This is a genomic window from Neptuniibacter sp. QD48_55 (genome assembly GCF_047778115.1).
Classification (GTDB): Bacteria; Pseudomonadota; Gammaproteobacteria; order Pseudomonadales; family Balneatricaceae; genus Neptuniibacter.
The window spans coordinates 1,240,475-1,263,815 of record NZ_CP180555.1 but is presented as its reverse complement, the minus strand read 5'-3'; the positions used below and the strand labels follow the sequence as shown (position 1 = coordinate 1,263,815).

Genomic DNA, 23,341 nt, shown 5'->3' with positions numbered 1-23,341 from the left:
AATTTCGCTTCTACCAACTATTTTTCCGAATCGTCCATACTATCTAGGACTTTATTAACGCCTTTAAACAGGTAAATCACAATTAGATAGCCCAAAGCAGCCAAGCCTAAAAAAAGCATAAGCTGCAATGGATCTTCCGTTCGCTGATAACCTGCCACACCTAAAGCTGCAATGACTGCGCTGAAAACAACTGCAGCTATAGAGGCGATACGATTAGTTTTGTGTTTGTCCTGATCTGTCACTTTCAACATCACTTTCAGGGTTAGTTACTGTCTCAACCGAAGATTCTTCAGCTGTAACAGGCTCAACCGCACTTTCATCAGCTACGTCTTCGTTTGCTTTTTCTTCTACTAGGTCAGCGTTTGGTTCCTGAACAGCTTCAGGCGTTACTTCAGACGTTTTATCTTCGCCAGTTTCTTCAGCCTTTTTCTCTTCAAGCTCTGCATCGTCAGCCGGTGCTTGTTCAACGGTTGATTCTTCGCCCTCTTTTTCTGTAACAGCAGCTTCAGCAGTAGTTTCAGGTGCTTCTTCCATTGCGGGTTCAGAAACAGCAGACTTAGGCTCAGCTAACAGCTCGGCTTCAGGGTGAACACATTCCAGCTTAACGCCTGTTTCAGCTTCAATTTCTGGAATCAGGAAGGAATCATCTTCACAAGCGAAACAGATTGATGCACCTGTGGCACCAGCACGACCTGTACGACCTATGCGATGAACATAGTCATCAGGGTCTTCTGGCAGCTGATAGTTAAATACGTGAGTAACTCCATCAATGTGGATACCACGACCTGCGACATCGGTAGCAACTAGGACCTGAATTTTACCGCTGCGGAAATCTTCTAACGTTTTTACGCGTTTTTGCTGTGGAATTTCACCAGACATAAGCGCAGCTTTAATTCCGTCTTTACATAGACGATCTGCTAACTTACGCGTCTCATCACGGCGGTTACCAAAAACAATAACCTTCTCCGCATGATCCTTATCCATGTAGTTACGAAGCAAACGATATTTTTGCTCACCAGAGACTAAATAAACGGTCTGACTTACGTTATCCGTTGTTTTAATTTCTGGTGCGATCTCGATTTTTACCGCATCTAAAGTCCACTGTTCTGCTAGGTTAAGCACTTCATCCGTAAACGTTGCACTGTAAAGTAGAGTTTGTCGATCACTACCTTTGCGCGGCGTGTTACGTACGATCGTTCTCACATCTGGGATAAAGCCCATGCTCAGCATGCGATCCGCTTCATCGAGAACAAGCACCTCAACATTCCATAGATCGACATCTTTTCGATTTATAAAATCGATTAGTCGCCCTGGCGTAGCCACTAAAATATCAACCGGCTTACGCTTAAGATTTTGGCGCTGTTTTTCATAATCCATACCGCCAACTAGGCTAACGACATGTAAGCCTGTGTGCTTCGCTAGGCCTTTAGCATCTTCAGCGATTTGAAGTGCAAGTTCACGCGTAGGCGCAACGACCAAAGCACGAGGCTCAGCTAAACGTGGTTTTTCATCTAATGGATAGTCAATTAGATCTGTAATAATGCCCAGAAGAAACGCTGCTGTTTTACCTGTACCAGTCTGGGCTTTACCAATGATATCTTTGCCAGCAAGTGCAGCAGGAATAGTTTCAGCTTGAATACCTGTACAGTATTCAAATTTAAGGTCATAAACCGCATGAAGTACATCATCAGGCAGGTTGAAATCTAAGAAACGCTTTTTACCGTCCACCTCAGGCACGACAAACTGCTCAGGGCTCCAAGACACTGCTTTAGAGCGATTGTTGTAACGACGACGTCGTTGAGGCTTACGTGCAGATGAATTTCTTTTTTTGTTAGCACTTTCAGTCTGCTCAACTGATTTATTTTCTGTACTCAATTCAACAATTCCTAAGAAAAATTTCGCCGATAAGGCGGTAAAGCGGCTAAAAGCTGCTTTCCATAACGACGGGTAATAAACCGTCGATCAAGCAATGTTATTTTGCCGCTATCGCTCTCAGTTCGTAGTAAACGCCCTGTAGCCTGGGTGAGGCGCATTGATGCCATCGGGATAACCCATTCTTGAAACGGGTTACGCCCTTGCGATTCTAACCATTCACCGTAGGTTGCCTCGACCGGGTCATCCGGTACACCAAATGGCAACTTCGTAATAATTACATGTGTAAGGTAATCACCAGGTAAATCTACGCCTTCAGCAAAAGAAGCCAAACCAAAAATAACACTTGGTTTATTAGCATCGATACGCTCTCTGTGTTGTCGCAAAATTTCATGCTTGGCAAGTTCGCCTTGCACAAGAATATCTGCTGATATACTAGCAGGCATACGCTCAAGAACATACCGCATCTGACGCCATGAGCTAAATAACACCAAGGATGCACTTCCCTGTTCTAAAATTGGCAATAACATTGCCGAAATTTCTTCATTATGGTCATCAGGATTTCCTGGATCGGTTTTCATTGCAGGGACATGCAATTCGGCCGCATTTTGAAAATCAAATGGACTCATAAATATATTACAAGGGCTATCCGTTGGTATGCCAAGATCAGCATACAAACGATCAAAACGTCCTAAAGCGGTTAGCGTGGCCGAAGTAATAACAGCACCGTAGCAGTTTTTCCAAAGGTGCTCTTGTAAGGTTTCCGCCGCTGACACTGGGCTACTGCAACACTCAATATCAATGCCATCATTACCATCTACTTTAACGATCCAGCGTGCCGTCGGCAGTCCTGATGTCGAATCAGATACAGCGTAAGACTTAGCTAACCAATACATCGATTGCATACGGGATAAAAGCACACCCATCTGCGGATACCAAGTTTCACAGATAGCTAGGGGCAGATCGGCTAACTCACCATCCATTCCTTCTTTCAGAAGATCAACAATCTGCTCAAATTTTAAAACGACTCTCTCAGCAGCCTGAGCAAAATTGTGAAAGGACAACTGTAACGGTTCAGGAATCATACCTTGCGCAAAACGATAGCGATCACTTGGGCCTTGGAGTTTATCTTCAAGTATTTGATTTAACAGAAGTTGGACTTCCTTCAAGGAATTTTCCATATCTGCAAAAGGGTTAGCTAACTTCTCGATATAATTTCGAAGTACTATGTGATCAGACGCGTCATTCAATAATTTATTGAGGCTGCGTGTTGCTTTGCTCATCCAACGGATACTGGATTTAACACGTAAGCTATAAGAAAAATGCCCCGTAGTTTTAGTGCCTAGGTGATGGCCTTCATCAAAAACATAGATGGTATCTTCCGGCGGCGACAGAATAGCGCCGCCTCCAAGAGAGAGATCAGCTAAAACAAGATCATGGTTGGCAACTATCAGATCCCATTTATCCAACTCTTGTCTAGCCTTAAAGAATGGACAGATTGAAAAGTTACTGCAGCGACGATTTGTACACTGCATATGATCGCTAGTAGACAACCGCCAAACAGCATCAGGCACTGTATTCTTTAAAGCATCCCTATCGCCATCCCACTCACCCGAGGCATAGTGACTAAGTAGAGATTTAACCTCATCAATATCTGAGGTCTGAAGTTTTTGAGCTACTTCATCTTCATACAATGCAATTTGGCCTAATTCATTCTGTTGCTCCAATATTTTCTCTGCATTGGAAATACAAAAATATCGTCCTCGGCCTTTAGCTAAACCATAAGTAAGATTGATTCCGGCATCGCTAATCAGCTGTGGAAGGTCTTTAAGAATAAGCTGTTCTTGAAGGGCAACTGTTGCTGTAGAAACAACAACTTTCTTTTTGCGTTGCTGGGCTATAGGAACAGAAGCCAAAAGATAGGCCATCGTCTTACCCGTACCAGTACCAGCCTCCGTGACGCAGATATGCTGACCACCGGTCCTTTCGCCTTCAGAATTGGCAGTAATAGCGCCCAAAGTTTTCGCAACCTCAGCAATCATCAACTTCTGGCCATAGCGAGACTTCAATCCTCTGTTATTGAGAAAAGTACTGTAGGCCTGCTGTATTGTTTGCTTGAGCTGCTTATCTAACAAAACCGTATTCCATCGAAAATCTAGCCGCGATTCTAACAGTTATGACTGTTTAATAACAAAAATACTGTATAAAAAAACATAAGTTGCTTTACAAACTCAAAATACTGTATAAAAATACACATACTGTATAAACAAACAGACATGATCATGAAGCTGACTAAACGACAAACGGAAGTTCTGGATTGCATCAAGCGTCACATTGGCGATACCGGCTACCCACCTACTCGCGCAGATATTGCCCGCGATTTAGGGTTTAAATCAGCCAATGCAGCTGAAGAACACTTGAAAGCGCTGGCAAAAAAAGGCGCTATAGAAATTATTCCGGGTACTTCACGAGGTATAAGAGTACCTGAATTGGAAGAGGAAAATAGCGGCCTACCGATTGTTGGTCAGGTAGCAGCAGGATCGCCAATACTTGCTCAAGAGCATGTTGAAGATCACTGCACAATCTCCTCTGACTTCTTCCATCCTAAGGCGGATTATCTCTTAAGGGTGAAAGGTAGCAGTATGAAAGATGTAGGCATCATGGACGGTGATCTACTGGCAGTACACCAATGCCAAACAGCAAAGGATGGGCAGATTGTAGTCGCTCGAATAGAAGATGAAGTGACCGTAAAACGCTTCAAGCGTGAAGGTAACATCGTTTATCTAATTGCTGAAAATGAAGAGTTTGAACCGATTGTAGTGGATTTAAACGAACAGCCACTGGCAATAGAAGGTTTAAGCGTCGGCGTTATACGTAGAGGTAACTAACCATGATGGCATTTCACGCGAACCAAACAACAGCAATCATGCAGAGCACATCTGCAAATGAAAAAATTTTCACTAAGCAAAAGCCAGCTAATCAGCTTGCAGGTACGATGACTGAAATCGTTGTCCAAGATGAGAATTTTTCTAACATCCCAATGTTGATGCCATTGCTTGCACAACTAAGTCAGGATGATCGCTGGTTTGTGTGGATTGCTCCACCTGTGTTATTACCGAAAAAACTTCTGATTGAGGCAGGCATTGATCTGACTAAAGTCATTCTGCTCAACCCTGATAACAAACATAGTACCTTTGAGCTTGCTAAACAAGCGCTAAGCACAGGCACTAGCCACGCTGTAATATCATGGCCTGGATACTTAAATGATGAAGAATTTAACGACTTAGAAAGTGCCGCTAAGAAAGGACAAAGTCACGGAATTATAATTAGACGCCGTCAACATAGTTAAGTATTAGCTTCCATTTTTGTAAAGGCGCCTAGTTAAAGTATCATCACCCCAATAATGAGCTTTATCTGAGAGAAGCTCATTATCAGAGATTGCTTAATGAATAGTTGGAGGGATCTCTTCTTCAGGCTCTTGTTCTAAACCCACCCCAGATTCCGCCATCATCTGGATGCCTGCGGTTAACATAACGCGAGCGACATCTAGATATTGATCACTTAACTGTTCTTTAAGTGCATCTGAAAAATTAACTTTAATCATCGGCTCTTCATCGCTGTCCATATTCCGGATTGCTAGGCCGCCTTCATCAAGTTCTATTATTTCAAGCACGGTCTCGGGTGTTAGTCCTGACACTTAATTTACCACTCTTGCATGCCTTCTCTGAGGCGATTAACTAATTCCGACAGTGAATCAAACCAAGTTTGATACTCAGTAATGATTTCACCATCCTCTGCATGATCAGGATTGATCTGCAGCACATGTATTTCAGAAACACTGTTAGTTTCAGTCACTGCTTGTTTGGCATCTGAACCATGCCAGCAGGCTTCATAAGCGGACATCATTTTATGCAACCAAGATGAATCATCGGATTCTAGGTTGTTTAACTGTGTCAACTCAGGGCTTTCGACGCCGGTCTGGGCCATTTCCGCAGCTAACGCACGATAGCCTTGAAAGCTTTCCGTATCGACTTTATACCATTCAGCAATTTCGCGTAAAAAAGCATCATAGGCTGACGTCAGGTGGAACAACACTGATTCGTTATAAGACTCAATCAATGCATGCTTGCTCCAACTGGTGTCATCTTGCGCTTTTTTAAGCTGTTCTAGATGAAGTCGTGTAAAGCTCAACTTCTGATTCGTGCGTGCCTGATATATACCGCTCATGAAATCCCCGATTATTTCTTCTTCGCTTTTTTACGGGTCTCTTCTTCGACCCATTTACCATCGCGATAGAATGCACGCCAACCAGTCGCTTTACCATTGACCTCGGTCATAACGTACTGCTCTTTAGTCTTTCTGCTATAGCGAATGACACTCAAGTTTCCATCTGAGTCATTCTTGGGCGCACTGAACAGGAATTCATATTTCGAATCAATCTCAGACTGATGCGGCAGTATTTCAACAATTTTCGGGGCACGTGTTTCTCTGTTTCTCGGGAACTGACTTGCTGCCAAGAACAAACCAGATGCTCCATCACGCAGGATGTACGTATCCTCAACCTTTTCGCACTGAAGCTCAGGCATTGGAACTGGATCCATCTTAGGTGGCGCAGGCTCTCCGTTTTTCAACAACTTGCGGGTATTTTTACACTCAGTACAGCCGAAGTATTTACCAAAGCGACCTGTTTTAAGCTGCATCTCAGCTGTGCATTTATCACACTCTAGAACAGGACCATCATATCCTTTGATACGATATTCACCCTTCTCAACTTCAAAACCGGAACAATCAGGGTTATTACCACATACATGCAATTTACGATTTTCATCGATCAGATAAGAATCCATTGCTGAGCCGCATAGGTTACAACGGTGCTTCTTACGCAGAATACGAGATTCTTCTTCATCATCGCCATCAGCGCTAACAACTTCGTCACCAGAGACTAAGTTGATTGTACACTTACAGCGCTCTTTGGGTGGCAAGCTATAGCCTGAACAGCCCAAGAACACACCTGTACTACCCGTGCGGATCATCATATCCCTGCCACAATCTGGGCATGAGATATCTGTCTCTGTAGGAGCATTCGGGCGCATACCATTCTCAGCATCCTGCGCCTCTTCCAGCTTCTTAGAGAAATCAGCATAAAACTGATCTAAAAGCGCCTTCCAATCGGCACTGCCTTCAGCTACATCATCAAGGCTTTCTTCCATACGCGCCGTGAAGCTGTAGTCCATCAGATCAGAGAAATTCTCACCTAGGCGTTCTGTAACGATATCACCCATTTTTTGAGCATAAAAACGACGATTCTGAACTTCTACATAACCACGGTCTTGAATCGTAGAAATAATTGCCGCGTAGGTCGACGGACGACCAATTCCGCGTTTTTCAAGCTCTTTAACAAGGCTTGCTTCAGTGAAACGAGGAGCCGGTTTCGTAAAATGTTGCTTAGGTAACAGATCGACTAAATTTAGATTATCGCCAGCTTGAACATCCGGCAGGATAATATCTTCTTCGCCTTTGCCCTTCGCTGGCATAACACGGGTATAGCCATCGAACTGCAAGATTCGACCTTTAGTCACTAATTCAAAGTCACCAGCAGACACCGTTACACGCGTGCTTAGGAATTTCGCTGGAGTCATCTGACAAGCTAAGAACTGACGACGAATAAGCTCGTATAAACGCTCAGCGTCTCTGTCCATGTTTTTAAGCGCTGTCGCTTCCACATTTACATCAGATGGGCGAATCGCCTCGTGAGCCTCTTGAGCACCCTCTTTGCTGCTATAGCTGTTAGGTGCTTCAGGTAGGTATTTACTACCGAAATGATCACCAATGTACTCACGGCAGTTCGCAACTGCTTCAGCACTCAGGTTTGTCGAGTCTGTACGCATATAGGTGATGTAACCTGCTTCGTACAAACGCTGCGCCATCATCATGGTTTTCTTAACACCAAAGCCAAGACGCGTACTCGCAGCTTGCTGCAATGTTGATGTGATAAATGGTGCTGAAGGCTTACTGCTGGTCGGCCTATCTTTACGACTGATCACTTCAAATGCAGCCGAACGAAGCTGCTCTAAGTGCGCTTTCGTTTCAGCTTCTGAACCTGGACGGAAAGTTTCGCCATTGATTCGATGCACCTGTAATTTCAGTGCAACTTTATCTTTCGTTAGCGTGTCAGCCTGAACTTCCCAAAACTCTTCAGGAATGAATGCACGAATCTCTTTTTCGCGCTCTACAACCAACTTAACAGCCACCGACTGAACTCGACCCGCAGATAAACCGCGAGCCACTTTTTCCCAAAGTAGCGGAGAGACCATGTAACCTACAACACGATCAAGGAATCGACGCGCCTGCTGGGCATTAACACGATCCATGTCTAGCGCTGAAGGCTGCTCAAACGCTTCGGAGATGGCTTTCTTGGTTATCTCGTTAAAGACAACACGACGGTAACGGGTATCATCACCGCCAATCGCTTCACGCAAGTGCCATGCGATCGCTTCCCCTTCGCGGTCCAAATCGGTTGCGAGATAGATTTCGTCAGCATTCTTAGCTAGACGTTTAAGTTCATCAACAACCTTCTCTTTTCCCGGGAGAATTTCGTAATGTGGATCCCACCCTTTGTCAGGATCGATCCCCATACGTCCAATAAGCTGTTCACGCGCCTTCTTCTTTTTATGTACAACCTTTTGTTCAGGCGACATTTTACGCGTCAGAGCCGCTTGGCGAGCCCGTTCTTTAGGATCGCTCTTTTTAGTACTGCCACTGGTTGGCAGGTCGCGAATATGACCCACACTGGATTTTACAACGTACTGATTACCCAGATATTTGTTAATGGTCTTCGCTTTCGCAGGTGATTCCACGATTACCAGGGATTTTCCCATAGCGTCCTTCTTTCCTCGGGCTACATGGTTAAACGCTGACGAACTATCTATTTTTGCAACTTATAACGGTGTTTCTGTGCAAAAACTGCTCACATTTGAGTTTAGCGCTTAACTAACAATAATATTTGGGAGCATATATAAGTGTTGAGAATGCTATGGTCAAGCAGCAATTGCGATAAAAGTAGACCAATGGATCAACAAGAACTTTACCTATCAGCACTTACAAGCCACAATATTCACCATAATTAACAATAATTTAATCGTCCAGAAATTACTGATGCTTAACGATAATCTTTTATTTGTAATTCTTATCGCAGTGGTCGGCCTAGTCGCCATTACTGTGAATTTTGTAATTACGACTCGAGAGCAGCAGGAAGAAGCTAAAGATCAGCGTCTTACTTGGCTAAAAGGACAGGCAGAACACATTCTGCAGGCTATTGCTGTGCTGCGTGAAGCAGACTGTAAACCAGAAATCATTCAAAAGATTAATGAGCACGCCACCTCTCTTCTTGAAGAGGTGGCTATGTTAGCACCAGATTCAGAACTGTTTAATTCCCTAACTCAGCAGAAAGATACCGCTGATAAAGCTTTTGCCTCTGCTGAGGTTTTCGATAGTGATAAGGCACTGAAACGTGCACAGATCTATATTAACTTTGCTGAAAAGCTCGTAGTCCAGCTGGCAAGAGGAGGAAAGATTACTCCCACCCTAGCTCAGAGCTATAAACAGGAACTTTATTGGTTACGCATAACAGTGGTTGCAGACGCTCATGTAAGCCAAGGCAATCGTTTTTTGCAGAACGAAGATTCCATGACGGCAGTTTCCCATTACCGTCACGCCAAAGCCTTACTAGTAAGAGCCAATATCCCTCATACGGTTAAAAAACCACGTCTAGATACAGTAGATAAATTAATTGAAGAGATCCAGCCAAGAAAACCACGCTCGCAAGGGACCTTAGCAGACTCGCTAGATCGCCTTCTTTAATCGATTTTCTTAAAACGAGGGACGATAGATCCGTCCTCTAGTGTGACCGTTTCAACAAACATATCTAACGGACGCACCCAGGTAGATTCATCACCGTAGCCCAATTTATATACCACCAGCCACTCTTCAGTTTCAGAATGTCGCGCCACATCTAAAACAACGTATTCTGGCCCTTTGTAGTGCTGGTAACGACCTGCAGGTACTTCAACCGGTGGTAACATCAAAAATTGCCCTCACTAAATTCTTTAAGCTGTTGATAAAGTGATTCCATAATCTCTTCACCTTTATCACTATTTCCAGCCTCATCCCAATGAACACCGACATAAGCTGGCGTTGATTCTAAAGAGAAAACCCCCTTTGGAAGTTCCTCTAACAGCGCATTTAATTTATCTAATTGCGGCTCAGATAAAGTGCGCTCACCATTAGCCCAGCACCACCCAGGATTCAAACCGATATTTGCAATTGACTCGACCCGGAATACTTGCCAAGTATTGAAGCTATTTTTCTGCTCACGACTTAAACCTTCGCGCAAAATACGATAAGCAGTCATATTACGCTCATCAGGTTCCATTTCGCCCTGCGCTCTGGGAGGCTTCATCTTTTCGAGTTGTATTTGGAAGCCAAGTGCTTTTGCCTTGAGCCTCAGAGATGCTTGGTATTTTTGCTTTTTGGTGGGCATAACCCACATCATCGAGCCTAACAAAGACATCATGATCAGGACGATTACCATCCACTCCATTACTAAACCCTCAGCCCTAATACCGTAAAGCACGGAATCGTTGAAAAAAGACTGTGCACGACGGCAGAAAAACACTCAGACGTAACACAACCAATTAAAAAATTGATAGAAATCAGCTGTCGCGATATTACCAGAGTACGTACCGCAACGCTCTATGCTAATCTGTTAAAAGAGTCTGTAAGTCACTCTCAACAGCCTTAAACACTTTGCTAGTGGAGAAGCAGTTATGGGAACTTATTCCAAGATACTTTTAGCCTTAGACCTCTCAAGCGAATCTGACCAGCTCAAAAGTAAAGCCTATGAACTTGCAAAAGCGAACGACGCGCAGCTCTATGCAGTTCACGTTATTGAACCACTCAGTTTTGCTTATGGGGGCGATGTTCCGATGGATCTAACCTCAATACAGGAACAACTAGATAAACACGCCCAGCAGAAGCTCAAGCGCTATTGTGAGACCCTAGACTATCCAGTCACTGAACAGTTAGTGGTCACAGGTCAAACCGAATCAGAGATCCACCGACTCGCCGACGATTATGATATAGATCTGGTTATTGTAGGCAGCCACGGTCGTCACGGTATCGCCCTTCTACTAGGCTCAACCGCTAACGGCGTTTTACATGGTGCTAAGTGTGATGTTTTAGCAGTCAGAATTCAGGATCAAGACTAGGAAGGGGTTACTCCCCTTCCTGCAGCGCTTCTAACTCCACCCAACGGTCCATCAGCTGCTCAACCAGTGATTCCTGATCCTGTAACTCACTGAGTTTTTGACTCACTAATTCGTGATCCTGCTGATAAAAATCAGAGGCAGCCGTTTCTGTTTGCAATGCATCCAAAGCCGCTTCCGCTTGTTCTAACTGAGCGGGGAGCTCATCTAATTCACGCTGTAGTTTGTAACTTAGCTTTTTCTTCTTCGCAGGCTGAGAAGGCGCTGCTTCTTTGACTTGAGGCTTTTCAGCTTTAGGCTGCTTACTCTCCTGTTTGACAGGTTCCGGGCGCTGCCTCAACCAATCTTGATAACCACCAACATATTCATTGAGCTGGCCATTACCTTCGAATACCAAAGTACTAGTCACGACATTATCCAAGAAAGAACGGTCATGGCTTACCAAGAGAATAGTGCCATCAAAATCTAGAATAATCTCTTCGAGCAATTCTAGCGTTTCAATATCTAGATCGTTGGTTGGCTCATCTAGCACTAACAGATTTGCTGGCTGACTAAAGAGCTTGGCTAGCAAAACCCTGTTTGTCTCTCCACCGGATAATGCTTTTACAGGCGTCCGCGCTCTTTCAGGCGCAAACATAAAGTCATTCAAGTAACTAATCAGGTGACGATCACGACCATTGATACTGATACTCTCTCGACCTTCAGCGATGTTATCCATCACTGTTTTTTCAGGATCAACTTGCGCACGTAACTGATCAAAGTATGCAATTTTCAGATTCGTACCGAGCTTCACTTCACCTTGATCTGGAGACTGCTTACCTAAAAGCACACTTAACAAACTACTCTTTCCGGCACCATTTGGCCCGATAAGACCAATACGATCACCGCGCTGTAAGACAAAATCAAAGTTACTAAACAATGGTTTGCCAGCATAACCCAGCGACACATCTTTAAGTTCAGCAACTAGCTTGCCACTGCGAGCCGCTTCTTCTAAAGAGAACTTAGCCTTTCCACCGCGTTCACGTCGGTCCGCTCGTTCATTACGCATCTTTTTCAGGGCACGAACACGTCCTTCATTTCGGGTTCTGCGTGCTTTAATACCTTGACGAATCCAAGTTTCTTCTTGCGCCAGACGCTTATCGAATAGAGCATTCTGCTTCTCTTCATCCTCAAGCATCTTCTGCTTTAGATCCATGTAAGCAGAATAGCTACCCGGGAACGATGACAGCACGCCACGATCAAGCTCTACGATACGAGTCGCCAAGCGATCCACCAACGCTCTATCGTGAGAGATAATCAACAGACCACCTTTAAATTCAAGCAGTTGCTGCTCTAGCCATTCGATAGTCTCAATATCTAAATGGTTGGTAGGCTCATCGAGTAATAAAAGATCAGGATTCTGAACTAAAGCAGCACCTAACGCGGTACGACGACGCCAACCTCCTGACAACTCAGACATTAACTTGTCGCCAGGCAAATCCAATTGCTCAATCACGCGCTGAACACGCTGCTCTAAATGCCAACCATCAACCGCTTCAATCTGATGCTGAAGCTTATCCAGCACCTTCATGTCTGCATTTTCAGATGCAGCAAGCTCATCATAATCTTGGCGTAGCTTTTGGATATCACCCAAACCTGCAGTAACTACATCACGCACTAAACGCTCATCTGCCGCCGGCATAGCCTGAGGTAATTCTGCGATTCGACACGTTGGCGAAACCCAAAACTCACCACCATCAGCTTTGTGGTGACCTGCAACCAGCTTTAACAGTGTTGATTTACCAGCACCATTCATGCCGACCAAAGCGACCCTTTCACCGGGATCAATTTGGAAATCAACGTTATCTAGTAGAGGTTTGGCGCCAAAGGCCATGGATATTTTATCGAGTCGAATCAGAGGCATGATAGGTCAGCTATTGTTCATTGAGGCCGCTATTCTACTCATTTTCGACAGATATGCATGAAAATGCTGCATTCAGGTAAATTATTATTTAATTAAGCCGTTAATCTATCGTATAAAGTGATAATGGATTATTCATAGGACTTGAAGATGAAACCTTTTTGGCAAACAACAACCGGTGTGTTCACTTTAACATCGCTACTTATTACAGCACCGCTTTCGTACGCTTCCATAGAACAACAACGCAAACAATTTTTGCAAGCTGAAACCTACTTAAAACAGAACAAAACCCAGTCTTTTAAGAAGGCTCGAAAAGCACTTAATGAATACCCTTTAGCACCTTATTTAGATTATCAATACGAGCTAAAACGGCTTTACAAATCCAATTCTGGGAACGTATCTGCATTTATCGAAAAATATCCAGAACTACCGATCGCTAACCGACTCAACCGTACTTGGTTAAATCACCTCGCGAAAAACAAAAAATGGACGACCTACCGTAAGCATTTTAGTAACCACCCAGTTACTAACGTTCGCTACGAGTGCCAACAACAAACAGCGCTACTCAATGGCAATTCTAAGCAGAAAAAAGCTGCACTATATAAAGCACGTGAACTATGGATGGTAGGCAAATCCCAACCTAAAGCATGCGACCCACTGTTTAAAGCTTGGATGGCAACCGGTCGACCAACAACGAATGAAGCTTCCCAGCGTTTTTGGATGAGCGTTGTACAAAATGAGATCAAACTCGCTCGTTACCTAACCAAGAAGATCAAAGATAAAAAACAGAAACAACAAGCTGAGCTTTTCTGGAAACTTTACAATTCTCCAGAACTTGTTGATGGCTCAACTATAAATAATATTGATAAAGCTCAACGCCCTATAGCCGCGGCCATCGCGTATAAACGCTGGTATCGTAAACAACCAATAACAGCCACTCAGTCTTGGCTTAAAAAGCGCGACGGGCTGATGCCACAGGTTGATCAAGACAAAGTTAGCCTATACATGGGCGAACGCCTGAATTGGACCTATCACAGCCAAGCGATCAAGCTAAGTAAGCAGCTTGACCCTGAATACCGCATTGAAGAACTAACAGAGCGACGTATTCGTAATGCCTTAGCCAAACAGGATTGGAAGACGGTTGTAGAAGCAATTAGCCATCTCAGTGAAGAAGAGAAAAAAGATTCTAAATGGCAATATTGGTCTCTCATTGCTGAAAGGCACCTCAAGCCCAAAACCGACCAAAAAGAGAAAATCGCCGAAGTCGCTAAAGACCGGAGTTTTTATGGCTTCTTAGCAGCAGAGTTAAATCAGAGTCCTTTCCAGCTTAACGCTAAATCAGATGCTGTAACTCAAGAGCAACTGGATGAGTTAGCCAAATTACCTGCTGCAGCCCGTGCAGGTGAGTTATTCAAACTAGGTCGATTGACCGAAGCGAATCGAGAATGGCGCCTCGCTCTATCTCAGATGGATGAACAGCAAAAGAACCTTGCGGGTTACCTAGCCAGTTCTTGGGGTTGGCACCTACAAGCGATCATCAATGCTGCCAAAACAGAGCGTTGGGACCATATAGATCTTCGCTTCCCTTACCCTCATGCAAAACTATTTAAAGAGCATGCGGTTAAAAACGATCTCGATCTAAGCTTCCCTGTTGCTATAGCCCGTCAGGAAAGTGCGTTCCTATTCAACGCTACATCCCGTGTTGGTGCACGAGGACTAATGCAGTTAATGCCACAAACAGCCAAACTTACAGCTAAAAAGCATGAAGTGCCGTATAAGAAAAATGCAGAGTTAGATAAACCAGAGATCAATATTACCCTAGGCTCTGCCTACTTAGGTGATATGCTGAAGAAATTCGATAACAATCCAGCCTATGCAGCAGCAGCTTACAATGCGGGCCCTCACCGTGTAACTAAGTGGCTCAAACAACGAGGCGATCTACCTTTAGACATCTGGATTGAAACGATTCCGTTTAAAGAAACGCGCAAATATGTTCAAAGTGTATTAGCATTCCGCGTCATTTATGATCGCTTAGAAGGTCGGCAAGCAAGCTTACTTAACGATAAGCAAATCGCCTTATTAGCCGTTAACCAAAGCAAAAAAACTGCTTTATAAACAAATAGCAAAAGAAGATATCTGTATGACTAATCCTTGCTGGATTGATATTGGCGTTAACCTTACCGACAGCAGTTTTGATAAAGATAGGGAAGATGTAATCCAGCAAGCTTTAGAACAGGGTGTTGAACGTCTAATCATTACAGGCACAACACTCGAAGAGAGCCTCCAAGCTATCGAGTTATGCCAAAAATATCCTGAACATCTCTACTGCACAGCGGGAGTTCACCCCCACTACGTAAAAGATCACACAGGCAATCAACTACAAGAGTTCAACGCGTTATTAAAAGAGGACTGTGTCGTCGCAGCTGGCGAGATGGGATTAGACTTCAATCGAAACTTTTCTACACCGGAACAACAAGTCAGTGCTTTTGAAAAGCAACTTGAAATCGCATGCACGCACCAACAACCTCTGTTTCTACATGAGCGAGATGCCCATAAAAAGCAGCTGGAAATGCTATACAGCCACCGAGACCACATTCCCAACGCCGTAGCGCATTGCTTCACTGGTAGCAAAGAAGAGCTGTATAACTATCTAGATCTAGATATGCACATTGGTATTACAGGCTGGATCTGTGATGAACGACGTGGATTAGAGTTACAAAAGCTGATCAAAGATATTCCCGCAGATCGTTTAATGCTGGAAACGGATGCCCCCTACCTTATTCCTAGAGATCTAAAACCTAAACCAAAATCTCGCCGCAACCTTCCGATCTATCTTCCGCATATAGCGAGAAAGGTTGCAGAACTAAGATGCACAGAGTTAGAACAACTACAGCACGATATTTATCAAACTACATGCAAGTTCTTTGGACTCAACTAGATATGCGTTGAAGAAATTCTAAAAGTTGGGATTGATCAAAAGGCCATTCCAACTCTTCTTTACTCTCCAAATCCAACAACACTGGAATTTTCACACCATAGCGTTCAACTAAATCGTCGTCATCAGCAATATCAACCTGATAGATCGCATACTTCTGCATATCCACTGAAGACGCTATCAATTGCTCTGCCACATCGCACAAATGGCAACCGACGGTTCCCATCAATTCCAACTCTCTCACCCTATTTACCCTTGCTAACTCGCTTTTTCAGACCGTTCGACCGGAGACCTGAGCTAGATCACAGAATGTCTTCAATCTGCATGCTAGAGTCCGCAGCCAATTAATCGCAACCATCAATTTATATAGCGAATGAAAAACCAGATCATACCGAAAAACGCCGAAGTACGTTTAAACAATGATGAATTTATCGTGTCAAAAACCGACACGAAAGGACGTATCACCTACATCAATCGCGTCTTTATGCAGATTGCCGGCTACAACGAAGCTGAACTTTTAGGCAAACAACACAATATTATTCGCCACCCTGATATGCCACGCGGTGTATTTAAATTTATGTGGCAAACATTACAGCAAGAAAAGGAGTTTTTTGGTTACGTAAAAAACCTCTGCCGAGATGGCTCTTTTTACTGGGTATTTGCCAACGTAACACCCGATTACGATGCCCAAGGACAGCTTACAGGTTACTACTCCGTACGCCGCAAACCTAGCCCACAAGCCATAAATACCCTTACCCCTATTTATGCTGAGATGCTAGCACTAGAAAAACGCACGCCTGCTAGCCAAGCAGCCGAAAAATCTATCGAATTGCTCAATTCTAAACTGCAATCCTTAGGCAAAGGCTATTTCGAACTTGTTATGGGGCTGGACCAAGAATAATGCGAATGTCAGACAAACAATTTTCCAACGGCACCAGTCGCGGCGTTCCATTTTTACGGGCTCGCGCTAAGCGCTTAGTTATATGCTGGAACATATTATTACTAAGTTCTTTAGTGGGGAGCATTTTTATTGCTGATACCCCCTATTGGCAAATCATCCCAATGATCGCGGCAATAGCCTTAACCGTCTATACATTAAAATCTAATGCCTATGCAATAAATGCCTTGGAGCGAATCAACACTACATTGATCAAAGCCAATGATGGCGATTTTAGCACTCGTATCACATCTGTATCTGGGCTCGGCGAAGTAGGCAAAGTTGCCTGGGAACTAAACGACCTATTGGATCGAGTGGAATCCTACTTCAAAGAGGTCGACGCATGCTTTAGCTATGTTGCTGAAGGTCGTTATGATCGAAAAGCCCTTTACAAGGGGATGCCCGGACGTTTGAGGAAATCCCTCTCTCAAATTAACTCATCACTGGAAAAGATGGAGGAAGGTGCAAAATTCCTAGCCTCCAACCAACTTAAGTCAGAGCTACATAATCTAAATACCAGTCATTTGATTGAAAACCTCCGACGAAACCAGTCCGATTTAGTCAAAATTTCTGAAGAGATGGAGCAAGTAGAGTCCATCGCGGCCAAAAATGGTCAAGCCGCTGCCAATAGTCAAAGCAGCGTCGATAATATGAGCGGCGCTCTCGCAAGTATTACAGCGAACATAACCAGTGTATCCGAGGTAACTAAAGCCTTAGAGGCCGACAGCACTAAGGTTTCATCATCCTTATCGATCATTACCGAAATCGCTGATCAAACCAGCCTCCTCGCGCTTAACGCAGCTATTGAAGCTGCTAGAGCGGGCGAACAAGGTCGTGGATTTGCTGTCGTAGCGGATGAGGTAAAAGCCCTATCCAATCGAACAAAAGAAGCTGCGATTGAAGTAACAGAAACCATCAACAGTTTCAGTGAACGGGTTGCAGACATGGTTCAGCAAGCGGAAATTTCCTCACAAGCAGCAGAAGAGATCAACACTCAAGTTCAGCAATTTCGAGAGCAGTTTGCCGACATTGCGACCTCCGCAGAGGATACTCAACGTTATATTGCCTATGCCAAAGACTGCACTTTTGGTTCCCTAATAAAAGCCGACCACGTTATTTTTAAACAAAATGGTTATGTTGCTTTAGATGACACAAAAGACCGCTCTGAAGAGTTAAAGGCTGTAAGTGTTTGCCATACTGATTGCCGTTTAGGTCAGTGGTATTTCGAAGGGGAAGGCTTTGAATCCTTTAAAAACACTAAAGCTTATAAGTTAATGGATGCACCTCATGCAGCCGTGCATCACTCTGTTTTAAAAGCAGTTTCTTACCGTGACCAGAACTGGAAGAAAGACAAATCAATCCGCCAAGAAATTGTAGAGCACATGCGAAATGCTGAAGAAGAGAGCTATAAAATTCTGCAACATATCGACGATATGATTGATGAACGTCATCGGATGACTAGTTAAAAACACTACAGAAAACATGTGTTTTATCTACAATCGGTATGACATTTATTGAACCAAGGCCTTAACACCTTAGTGTGATCGACCAAGGAATACCTTGATACATTGCACCGCACAAGAATATGCTGGACAGATATATTCATAAAAACGCAATTAAAAGTTGCGATATTGTGAGTTAAACCGTAAAACTTGTATTTCCACGACTCCATACTCGTAATGAATATGTGAAGCACGCAAGATGGAAGGACGGATATGACAAAGAAAGGCGACCCTATGGACAACAATAGCAACCTACTTTCCAACCCTCAGGAGTTTATCGACTACCTGAATTCCGAAACCAAGAAAGTATTGGATATGTTCTCAGCTTCAGGCTGTGATGATATTTTCACAAAGTTCACGCAATCCTGGACAGAGTTAGCTAACCGCTCCTGGGAAGACCCTACCGTTTGGATCCGTGCAATTACCGATTATCAGCAAAGCCAGATGAGCCTTTGGACTAACTTGCTGACAGGTAAAAACAACGAATCAGTTGCTGAACCTGCACGCGGTGACCGTCGTTTCCAAGCTGAAGAGTGGTCTCAGAACCCTGTTTTCGATTACATCAAGCAGTCTTACCTACTAAGCTCCAAGCTTCTTCAGGAAATGGCGGCAAATGCGAATCTTTCTGACCAAGAACAGAAGAAACTTGAGTTCTACACGCAGCAATATATCGATGCGATGTCTCCAACCAACTTTGCAATCACTAACCCTGAAGTGCTTCAACAAGCGCTGGAAACTAAAGGTCAGAGCTTAGTTGATGGCCTTAAAAACCTTCTAGGTGATGCCGAGAAAGGCCGCATCTCTATGACTGACGAGTCTGCATTTGTTCTAGGTGAGAACATTGCAACGACTGAAGGTTCTGTCGTATTTGAAAACGAGATGTTCCAGCTTATTCAGTACAAACCAACGACTGAAGAGACTTACGCTCGTCCAACAATGATCGTGCCTCCTTGCATCAATAAGTTCTACATTCTTGACCTGCAAGAAAGCAATTCATACGTAAAATACTGTGTTGACCAAGGCCAAACAACCTTCGTTATTTCTTGGTTGAACCCAACGATTGAACAGGGCCATATCACTTGGGATGACTACGTAGAAAAAGGCATCCTAAAAGCGACCCAAGTAGTTCAAGATATTACTAAGAGCGACAAAGTTAACGCAGTAGCATGGTGTGTAGGTGGTACTCTACTAACAACAGCTCTAGCGGTAATGGCAGCACGTAAAGATACGTCTATCGCTTCTGCAACGTTCTTTACTACACTTCTAGACTTCACTGATCCTGGTGATCTATGTGTATTCATTGATGAGCAGCAAATTAAGAAGCTGGAAGACAAAGTAAATAATCAGGGCTACCTAAGTGGTCGTGAACTTGCTACGTCTTTCAACATGCTGCGTTCAAACGATCTAATCTGGTCTTATGTAGTTAACAACTACCTTAAAGGTCAGACGCCTCCTCCGTTCGATATTCTGTATTGGAACAGTGACTCTACTAACCTACCAGCAGGCATGTACACGTACTATATTAACAACATGTACATGGAAAACGGTCTAACTAAGAAAGACCAATTAACTATCTGCGGTGAAAAGATCGATCTTGGTAAGATCAAGATCCCTTGCTACTTCCTATCTACAATCGAAGATCACATTGCTCCATGGAAAGGTACTTTCGAAGGTACTGAACTGCTTAAAGGCAAAAACGAGTTCGTTCTAGGTGCAAGCGGTCACGTTGCAGGGGTTATCAACCCAGCTTCTAAGAACCGTCGTAACTACTGGATCAACGGTGAACTAGGTAAAGGCGCTGATAGCTGGTTAGAATCGGCTGAGCGTCAGGAAGGTTCATGGTGGCCTCACTGGGCTGAGTGGTTGAAGCGTCGTGCTGGTAAGAAAGTAGCCGCTCCAGCTGCACCAGGTAACGATGAGTACAGCGTTATCGAAGCAGCACCTGGTCGTTATGTAGCTGTACGTATCGACTAAGTTGGATTAGAAATAAAAAACGGAGCATCTGCTCCGTTTTTTTTTAGTAATTGTGTACATTAGAGCGTGAAGATTATTGGAGCTCAGAACGTAGCTGCTGGATATCTGCTTGAAGCTCCTGATCCTCAGTGAACCCCGCAAATTTTTCCGCTTTAGCCAAAGCTTCAAGTGCATCCTCTTTTTGACCTTCTTCAAACAGGCGCTGAGCTAAAGAGTATTGAATTGAAGCCTTATACTCTGTCTCTTTGAAGTTATCGGCCAATTGATAAGCTTGCTGATAAAGTTTGATCGCATCTTGGTTTTCTTCGGAGAAATCAGCTAGTGTTTCCCAAAACACAGGGTGATCACTCTTCTTACCTTTATACTGCTCAGCTAAAGTTTCCAATTCAGCATAAACAGAATAAAACTCTTTTTCGTTATCCGCTTCAGCTGCTTTCATCATCGACTCAGCAAAAGCTTCAATTTGTTGAAAAATCTGTCCGTTCATTTATTAACTCTCCAACCAGACATCTTTAGCCCAGTTCCAGATCGATGGCCACTCATCTTCGATAGTATCACCGTGTTGCCAGAGCAAGATTGCTGCATCTTGGGTAATGCAATAGTAACCATTTGCATGCTCACAGATCGGAATATACTCACGAGGCATACCAATATCCCAAGCAGTAGCGGCTAATTCAGGTAAAAACGTGTGCGAACTTGGATCAGCCACAGTCGCCGGTTCAATAGAGCCACAGACGATATCACTTACTTCAAGCAAAAAATGTTTATATTCATCTGGCAGCGAGATCAGAATCTGCTCTTCGATCTCAACAAGATCGTCTTCATCAGGTAGATCTAAAGGTACAGGAACTTCGACATTACGCTCTTGTAGTAACTCAATAATATCTTCCATATAGGCGCTCCTGTGTTTGGCTTTTCAGATTCGCAGGCAGACTAGTCGAGCAGACCGGAGAAGTAAACAAAAGAGATCAGTTATATCCATCTTTAATAACTTTAGAGAATAGTTATATACACAAAGACCGCAAACATTACTTCATACGACAGTAGTTATGCCAAAATATGTAATACTTTAGAATTAATCTAATCCGAATTGCTAACTCCTTTGGCCTTATTTCCCAAGACATTAGCGACAGAATCCGTATAATTCGCGCCAAACATCCTGCAACCTCCAGAAAATGTCATAAAATTATGTTCTAGGTGTTGCAGAACAAAGAAGTCTCGGGTGATAACAGCTGACTCACCAAAGTCATTACTGTTGCGGCCACAAGCCCCCATCCCCGCAGCTACTTCACAAACCATTATTATTATTAAAATGGCGAAGTTCCTATGACCACAAAATCAGTAGACGTATTGCTAGTCGGCGCGGGAGCTATGAGTACGACCCTTGGCGTCATGCTCAAGCAGCTAGATCCTTCCCTGAAAATCAGCATGATCGAGCGCCTAGATCATGTCGCCCATGAAAGTACAGATGGCATGAACAATGCCGGTACGGGCCACGCGGCATATTGTGAATTGAACTACACGCCACAAATGCCAGACGGCACGATCAATGCCACTAAAGCTTTCGCAATTAATGCCTCTTTCGAAGTTAGCTTGCAATTCTGGTCATACCTCGTAGAACAAAACGCCCTTCCTGAACCTTCTCAATTTATTAACCCTGTACCACACCAAAGCTTTGTATGGGGTGAGAAGAACGTAGAATTCCTTCGCAATCGTTATGAAACATTGAGTGCTACGCACCAGTTTGCGGACATGGAATACAGCGAAGATCACGCAGTATTGAAACAGTGGATGCCACTGGTCATGGAAAACCGTGACCCTAGCGAGAAAGTTGCAGCCACTCGTGTTGCTTACGGCTCAGACGTAAACTTTGGTTCGCTTGCACGCAACATGGTGAACTTCCTAGAAGCTCAAGATGATTTCGAACTTTTACTAAGCCGTACAGTAAAAGATCTTAAGCAAGACCAAGATAAAAACTGGACGATCACCCTAAAGAATGAACAAACTGGCGATAAAGAAGTTATCAATGCTAAGTTTGTATTCCTTGGTGCAGGTGGTGGCGCACTACCGCTTCTCCAAAAAGCAGGCATTTCCGAAGGTAAAGGTTATGGCGGCTTCCCTGTAAGTGGTCAATGGCTAGTTTGCCGCAAACCAGAAATCGTTAAAAAGCACTTGGCTAAAGTTTATGGCACAGCACCTATCGGTGCCCCACCGATGTCCGTACCTCACTTGGATACTCGCGTCATCGGTGGTGAACAAGCCCTACTGTTTGGCCCATTTGCTGGATTTACGACTAAGTTCTTGAAGAAAGGTTCTATCTTCGACATGCCTTTAAGCATCAACCTTGGCAACATCAAGCCGATGCTTTCTGTAGGTATGAATAACATGGACCTTACTAAGTACCTGATCAGTGAAGTAATGCAGTCTCACAGCTCTCGTGTAGACGCGCTAAGAAACTTCTTCCCTGATGCAAAAGATGAAGACTGGGAGCTTTCCTACGCCGGCCAACGCGTGCAGATCATCAAAGAAGATGAGAACGGTAAAGGCAAGTTGGAATTCGGTACCGAAGTAATCTCGGCTAAAGACGGTACGCTTGCTGCTCTTCTAGGTGCTTCACCTGGTGCATCAACTGCAGTCCAGACGATGATCAACATTGTGGAAACATGCTTCGCAGAAAAACTTGCTACACAAGAGTGGCAAGACAAGATTCATGCGATGATCCCATCTTACGGTCAGGATCTGACTCAAGATGCAGCGTTACTAAATAGCGTGCGTAAGCGCACTTTGTCTACGCTGGGGCTTGATACTATAAAAAAGACTGAACTGCAGGCTGATAGCAGCCTGCAAGATCAAGGCACAGCAGCCTAGTCGAATATAATTATAATGATATAGAGCCAATCCCAAAGCCGGTCTTTCTTCTGACCGGCTTTTTTATTTCTCTACCCTTTTCGCTACAAT

At 43.9% G+C, this 23,341-nt stretch carries 21 protein-coding genes and 1 pseudogene; 10 read left to right on the top strand and 12 right to left on the bottom strand.

The genetic code is table 11. The annotated features are described in order from the left end of the window. Positions 1-17 precede the first annotated feature (17 nt). From ACMXYW_RS05725 to dinG, 3 genes and pseudogenes are all read right to left on the bottom strand, one after another. Complete coding sequence (locus ACMXYW_RS05725; protein ID WP_415884097.1) at positions 18-242, bottom strand: hypothetical protein; 225 nt, start codon at positions 240-242, stop codon at positions 18-20. Between the two features lie 325 nt (positions 243-567). Beyond that, positions 568-1,875 (bottom strand): annotated as a pseudogene (locus tag ACMXYW_RS05720) (DEAD/DEAH box helicase); the annotation flags it as partial. Positions 1,876-1,886: 11 nt separating this feature from the next. Beyond that, entirely contained in the window at positions 1,887-4,007 is a 2,121-nt protein-coding gene (gene dinG / locus ACMXYW_RS05715) for an ATP-dependent DNA helicase DinG (protein WP_415905540.1), read from the bottom strand. A gap of 144 nt (positions 4,008-4,151) precedes the next feature. On the opposite strand from dinG, the gene lexA reads away from it, so the two are divergent. Together lexA and ACMXYW_RS05705 are read left to right on the top strand one after the other, a co-directional pair. Continuing rightward, a complete protein-coding gene (lexA, locus tag ACMXYW_RS05710) occupies positions 4,152-4,760 on the top strand; it encodes a transcriptional repressor LexA (RefSeq protein WP_415884649.1) in 609 nt (202 codons plus the stop codon). 2 nt (positions 4,761-4,762) lie between these two features. Next, positions 4,763-5,221 (top strand): cell division inhibitor SulA, encoded by a 459-nt coding sequence (locus ACMXYW_RS05705; RefSeq protein WP_415905539.1) that lies wholly within the window; start codon positions 4,763-4,765, stop codon positions 5,219-5,221. Positions 5,222-5,314: 93 nt separating this feature from the next. Here the strand turns inward: ACMXYW_RS05705 and ACMXYW_RS05700 are convergent, their stop codons facing one another. Genes ACMXYW_RS05700 through topA form a run of 3 tightly spaced genes read right to left on the bottom strand, consistent with a single transcriptional unit; the run spans position 5,315 to position 8,750 of the window. Then, on the bottom strand, positions 5,315-5,569 hold the full coding sequence (locus tag ACMXYW_RS05700; protein WP_415884094.1) for a hypothetical protein: 255 nt from the start codon (positions 5,567-5,569) through the stop codon (positions 5,315-5,317). Between the two features lie 5 nt (positions 5,570-5,574). Next, positions 5,575-6,099 carry a DUF6586 family protein gene (locus ACMXYW_RS05695; protein ID WP_415898630.1) on the bottom strand — a complete coding sequence of 175 codons (525 nt, stop codon included), beginning with the start codon at positions 6,097-6,099 and terminating at the stop codon, positions 5,575-5,577. Positions 6,100-6,110: 11 nt separating this feature from the next. Continuing rightward, on the bottom strand, positions 6,111-8,750 hold the full coding sequence (topA, locus tag ACMXYW_RS05690) for a type I DNA topoisomerase (protein WP_415905538.1): 2,640 nt from the start codon (positions 8,748-8,750) through the stop codon (positions 6,111-6,113). A gap of 277 nt (positions 8,751-9,027) precedes the next feature. Here topA and ACMXYW_RS05685 point away from each other — a divergent pair, with 277 nt between their 5' ends. Next, entirely contained in the window at positions 9,028-9,732 is a 705-nt protein-coding gene (locus ACMXYW_RS05685; RefSeq protein WP_415905537.1) for a DNA topoisomerase I, read from the top strand. On the opposite strand, the gene ACMXYW_RS05680 is transcribed toward ACMXYW_RS05685, so the two are convergent. Next, positions 9,729-9,953 carry a DUF1653 domain-containing protein gene (locus ACMXYW_RS05680; RefSeq protein WP_415905536.1) on the bottom strand — a complete coding sequence of 75 codons (225 nt, stop codon included), beginning with the start codon at positions 9,951-9,953 and terminating at the stop codon, positions 9,729-9,731. The genes ACMXYW_RS05685 and ACMXYW_RS05680 overlap by 4 nt on opposite strands. After that, positions 9,953-10,471, bottom strand: a complete 519-nt coding sequence (locus tag ACMXYW_RS05675) for a hypothetical protein (RefSeq protein WP_415905535.1) — start codon at positions 10,469-10,471, stop codon at positions 9,953-9,955. The genes ACMXYW_RS05680 and ACMXYW_RS05675 overlap by 1 nt, the downstream gene beginning before the upstream one ends. A gap of 226 nt (positions 10,472-10,697) precedes the next feature. Between ACMXYW_RS05675 and ACMXYW_RS05670 the strand changes: the two genes are divergently transcribed. Further along, positions 10,698-11,138 carry a universal stress protein gene (locus tag ACMXYW_RS05670; protein WP_415890848.1) on the top strand — a complete coding sequence of 147 codons (441 nt, stop codon included), beginning with the start codon at positions 10,698-10,700 and terminating at the stop codon, positions 11,136-11,138. 7 nt (positions 11,139-11,145) lie between these two features. Here ACMXYW_RS05670 and ACMXYW_RS05665 read toward each other — a convergent pair whose 3' ends face one another. Next, a complete protein-coding gene (locus ACMXYW_RS05665; RefSeq protein WP_415905534.1) occupies positions 11,146-13,038 on the bottom strand; it encodes an ATP-binding cassette domain-containing protein in 1,893 nt (630 codons plus the stop codon). Between the two features lie 147 nt (positions 13,039-13,185). Between ACMXYW_RS05665 and ACMXYW_RS05660 the strand changes: the two genes are divergently transcribed. Both ACMXYW_RS05660 and ACMXYW_RS05655 read left to right on the top strand, forming a co-directional pair. After that, positions 13,186-15,150: a transglycosylase SLT domain-containing protein gene (locus ACMXYW_RS05660; RefSeq protein WP_415905533.1), complete on the top strand. Its 1,965-nt coding sequence runs from the start codon at positions 13,186-13,188 to the stop codon at positions 15,148-15,150. Positions 15,151-15,175: 25 nt separating this feature from the next. Beyond that, positions 15,176-15,973 carry a TatD family hydrolase gene (locus ACMXYW_RS05655; RefSeq protein WP_415905532.1) on the top strand — a complete coding sequence of 266 codons (798 nt, stop codon included), beginning with the start codon at positions 15,176-15,178 and terminating at the stop codon, positions 15,971-15,973. Here ACMXYW_RS05655 and ACMXYW_RS05650 read toward each other — a convergent pair. Beyond that, complete coding sequence (locus ACMXYW_RS05650) at positions 15,966-16,214, bottom strand: glutaredoxin family protein (protein WP_415905531.1); 249 nt, start codon at positions 16,212-16,214, stop codon at positions 15,966-15,968. The genes ACMXYW_RS05655 and ACMXYW_RS05650 overlap by 8 nt on opposite strands. A gap of 129 nt (positions 16,215-16,343) precedes the next feature. Here ACMXYW_RS05650 and ACMXYW_RS05645 point away from each other — a divergent pair, with 129 nt between their 5' ends. The 3 genes from ACMXYW_RS05645 to ACMXYW_RS05635 all read left to right on the top strand — a co-directional run bounded on the left by ACMXYW_RS05645 (position 16,344) and on the right by ACMXYW_RS05635 (position 20,383). Continuing rightward, positions 16,344-16,871 carry a PAS domain-containing protein gene (locus ACMXYW_RS05645; protein WP_415905530.1) on the top strand — a complete coding sequence of 176 codons (528 nt, stop codon included), beginning with the start codon at positions 16,344-16,346 and terminating at the stop codon, positions 16,869-16,871. A gap of 5 nt (positions 16,872-16,876) precedes the next feature. After that, complete coding sequence (locus tag ACMXYW_RS05640; protein WP_415905529.1) at positions 16,877-18,373, top strand: methyl-accepting chemotaxis protein; 1,497 nt, start codon at positions 16,877-16,879, stop codon at positions 18,371-18,373. Positions 18,374-18,622: 249 nt separating this feature from the next. Then, positions 18,623-20,383, top strand: a complete 1,761-nt coding sequence (locus tag ACMXYW_RS05635) for a PHA/PHB synthase family protein (protein WP_415905528.1) — start codon at positions 18,623-18,625, stop codon at positions 20,381-20,383. A 73-nt stretch (positions 20,384-20,456) separates the two neighbouring features. Here ACMXYW_RS05635 and ACMXYW_RS05630 read toward each other — a convergent pair whose 3' ends face one another. Both ACMXYW_RS05630 and ACMXYW_RS05625 read right to left on the bottom strand, forming a co-directional pair. Further along, complete coding sequence (locus ACMXYW_RS05630) at positions 20,457-20,870, bottom strand: hypothetical protein (protein WP_415905527.1); 414 nt, start codon at positions 20,868-20,870, stop codon at positions 20,457-20,459. Positions 20,871-20,873: 3 nt separating this feature from the next. Beyond that, complete coding sequence (locus ACMXYW_RS05625) at positions 20,874-21,275, bottom strand: SMI1/KNR4 family protein (protein ID WP_415884081.1); 402 nt, start codon at positions 21,273-21,275, stop codon at positions 20,874-20,876. Between the two features lie 434 nt (positions 21,276-21,709). Here ACMXYW_RS05625 and mqo point away from each other — a divergent pair, with 434 nt between their 5' ends. Then, positions 21,710-23,251 (top strand): malate dehydrogenase (quinone), encoded by a 1,542-nt coding sequence (gene mqo / locus ACMXYW_RS05620; RefSeq protein WP_415905526.1) that lies wholly within the window; start codon positions 21,710-21,712, stop codon positions 23,249-23,251. Positions 23,252-23,341: the final 90 nt, after the last annotated feature.

What these genes read in the sequence shown, in the direction of transcription:
- ACMXYW_RS05705 (WP_415905539.1), top strand. Translation starts at nt 4,763, where the DNA reads ATGATGGCATTTCACGCGAACCAAACAACAGCAATCATGCAGAGCACA.
- ACMXYW_RS05695 (WP_415898630.1), bottom strand. Translation starts at nt 6,099, where the DNA reads ATGAGCGGTATATATCAGGCACGCACGAATCAGAAGTTGAGCTTTACA.
- topA (WP_415905538.1), bottom strand. Translation starts at nt 8,750, where the DNA reads ATGGGAAAATCCCTGGTAATCGTGGAATCACCTGCGAAAGCGAAGACC.
- ACMXYW_RS05685 (WP_415905537.1), top strand. Translation starts at nt 9,028, where the DNA reads ATGCTTAACGATAATCTTTTATTTGTAATTCTTATCGCAGTGGTCGGC.
- ACMXYW_RS05680 (WP_415905536.1), bottom strand. Translation starts at nt 9,953, where the DNA reads ATGTTACCACCGGTTGAAGTACCTGCAGGTCGTTACCAGCACTACAAA.
- ACMXYW_RS05675 (WP_415905535.1), bottom strand. Translation starts at nt 10,471, where the DNA reads ATGGAGTGGATGGTAATCGTCCTGATCATGATGTCTTTGTTAGGCTCG.
- ACMXYW_RS05670 (WP_415890848.1), top strand. Translation starts at nt 10,698, where the DNA reads ATGGGAACTTATTCCAAGATACTTTTAGCCTTAGACCTCTCAAGCGAA.
- ACMXYW_RS05665 (WP_415905534.1), bottom strand. Translation starts at nt 13,038, where the DNA reads ATGCCTCTGATTCGACTCGATAAAATATCCATGGCCTTTGGCGCCAAA.
- ACMXYW_RS05660 (WP_415905533.1), top strand. Translation starts at nt 13,186, where the DNA reads ATGAAACCTTTTTGGCAAACAACAACCGGTGTGTTCACTTTAACATCG.
- ACMXYW_RS05655 (WP_415905532.1), top strand. Translation starts at nt 15,176, where the DNA reads ATGACTAATCCTTGCTGGATTGATATTGGCGTTAACCTTACCGACAGC.
- ACMXYW_RS05645 (WP_415905530.1), top strand. Translation starts at nt 16,344, where the DNA reads ATGAAAAACCAGATCATACCGAAAAACGCCGAAGTACGTTTAAACAAT.
- ACMXYW_RS05640 (WP_415905529.1), top strand. Translation starts at nt 16,877, where the DNA reads ATGTCAGACAAACAATTTTCCAACGGCACCAGTCGCGGCGTTCCATTT.
- ACMXYW_RS05635 (WP_415905528.1), top strand. Translation starts at nt 18,623, where the DNA reads ATGACAAAGAAAGGCGACCCTATGGACAACAATAGCAACCTACTTTCC.
- ACMXYW_RS05630 (WP_415905527.1), bottom strand. Translation starts at nt 20,870, where the DNA reads ATGAACGGACAGATTTTTCAACAAATTGAAGCTTTTGCTGAGTCGATG.
- ACMXYW_RS05625 (WP_415884081.1), bottom strand. Translation starts at nt 21,275, where the DNA reads ATGGAAGATATTATTGAGTTACTACAAGAGCGTAATGTCGAAGTTCCT.
- mqo (WP_415905526.1), top strand. Translation starts at nt 21,710, where the DNA reads ATGACCACAAAATCAGTAGACGTATTGCTAGTCGGCGCGGGAGCTATG.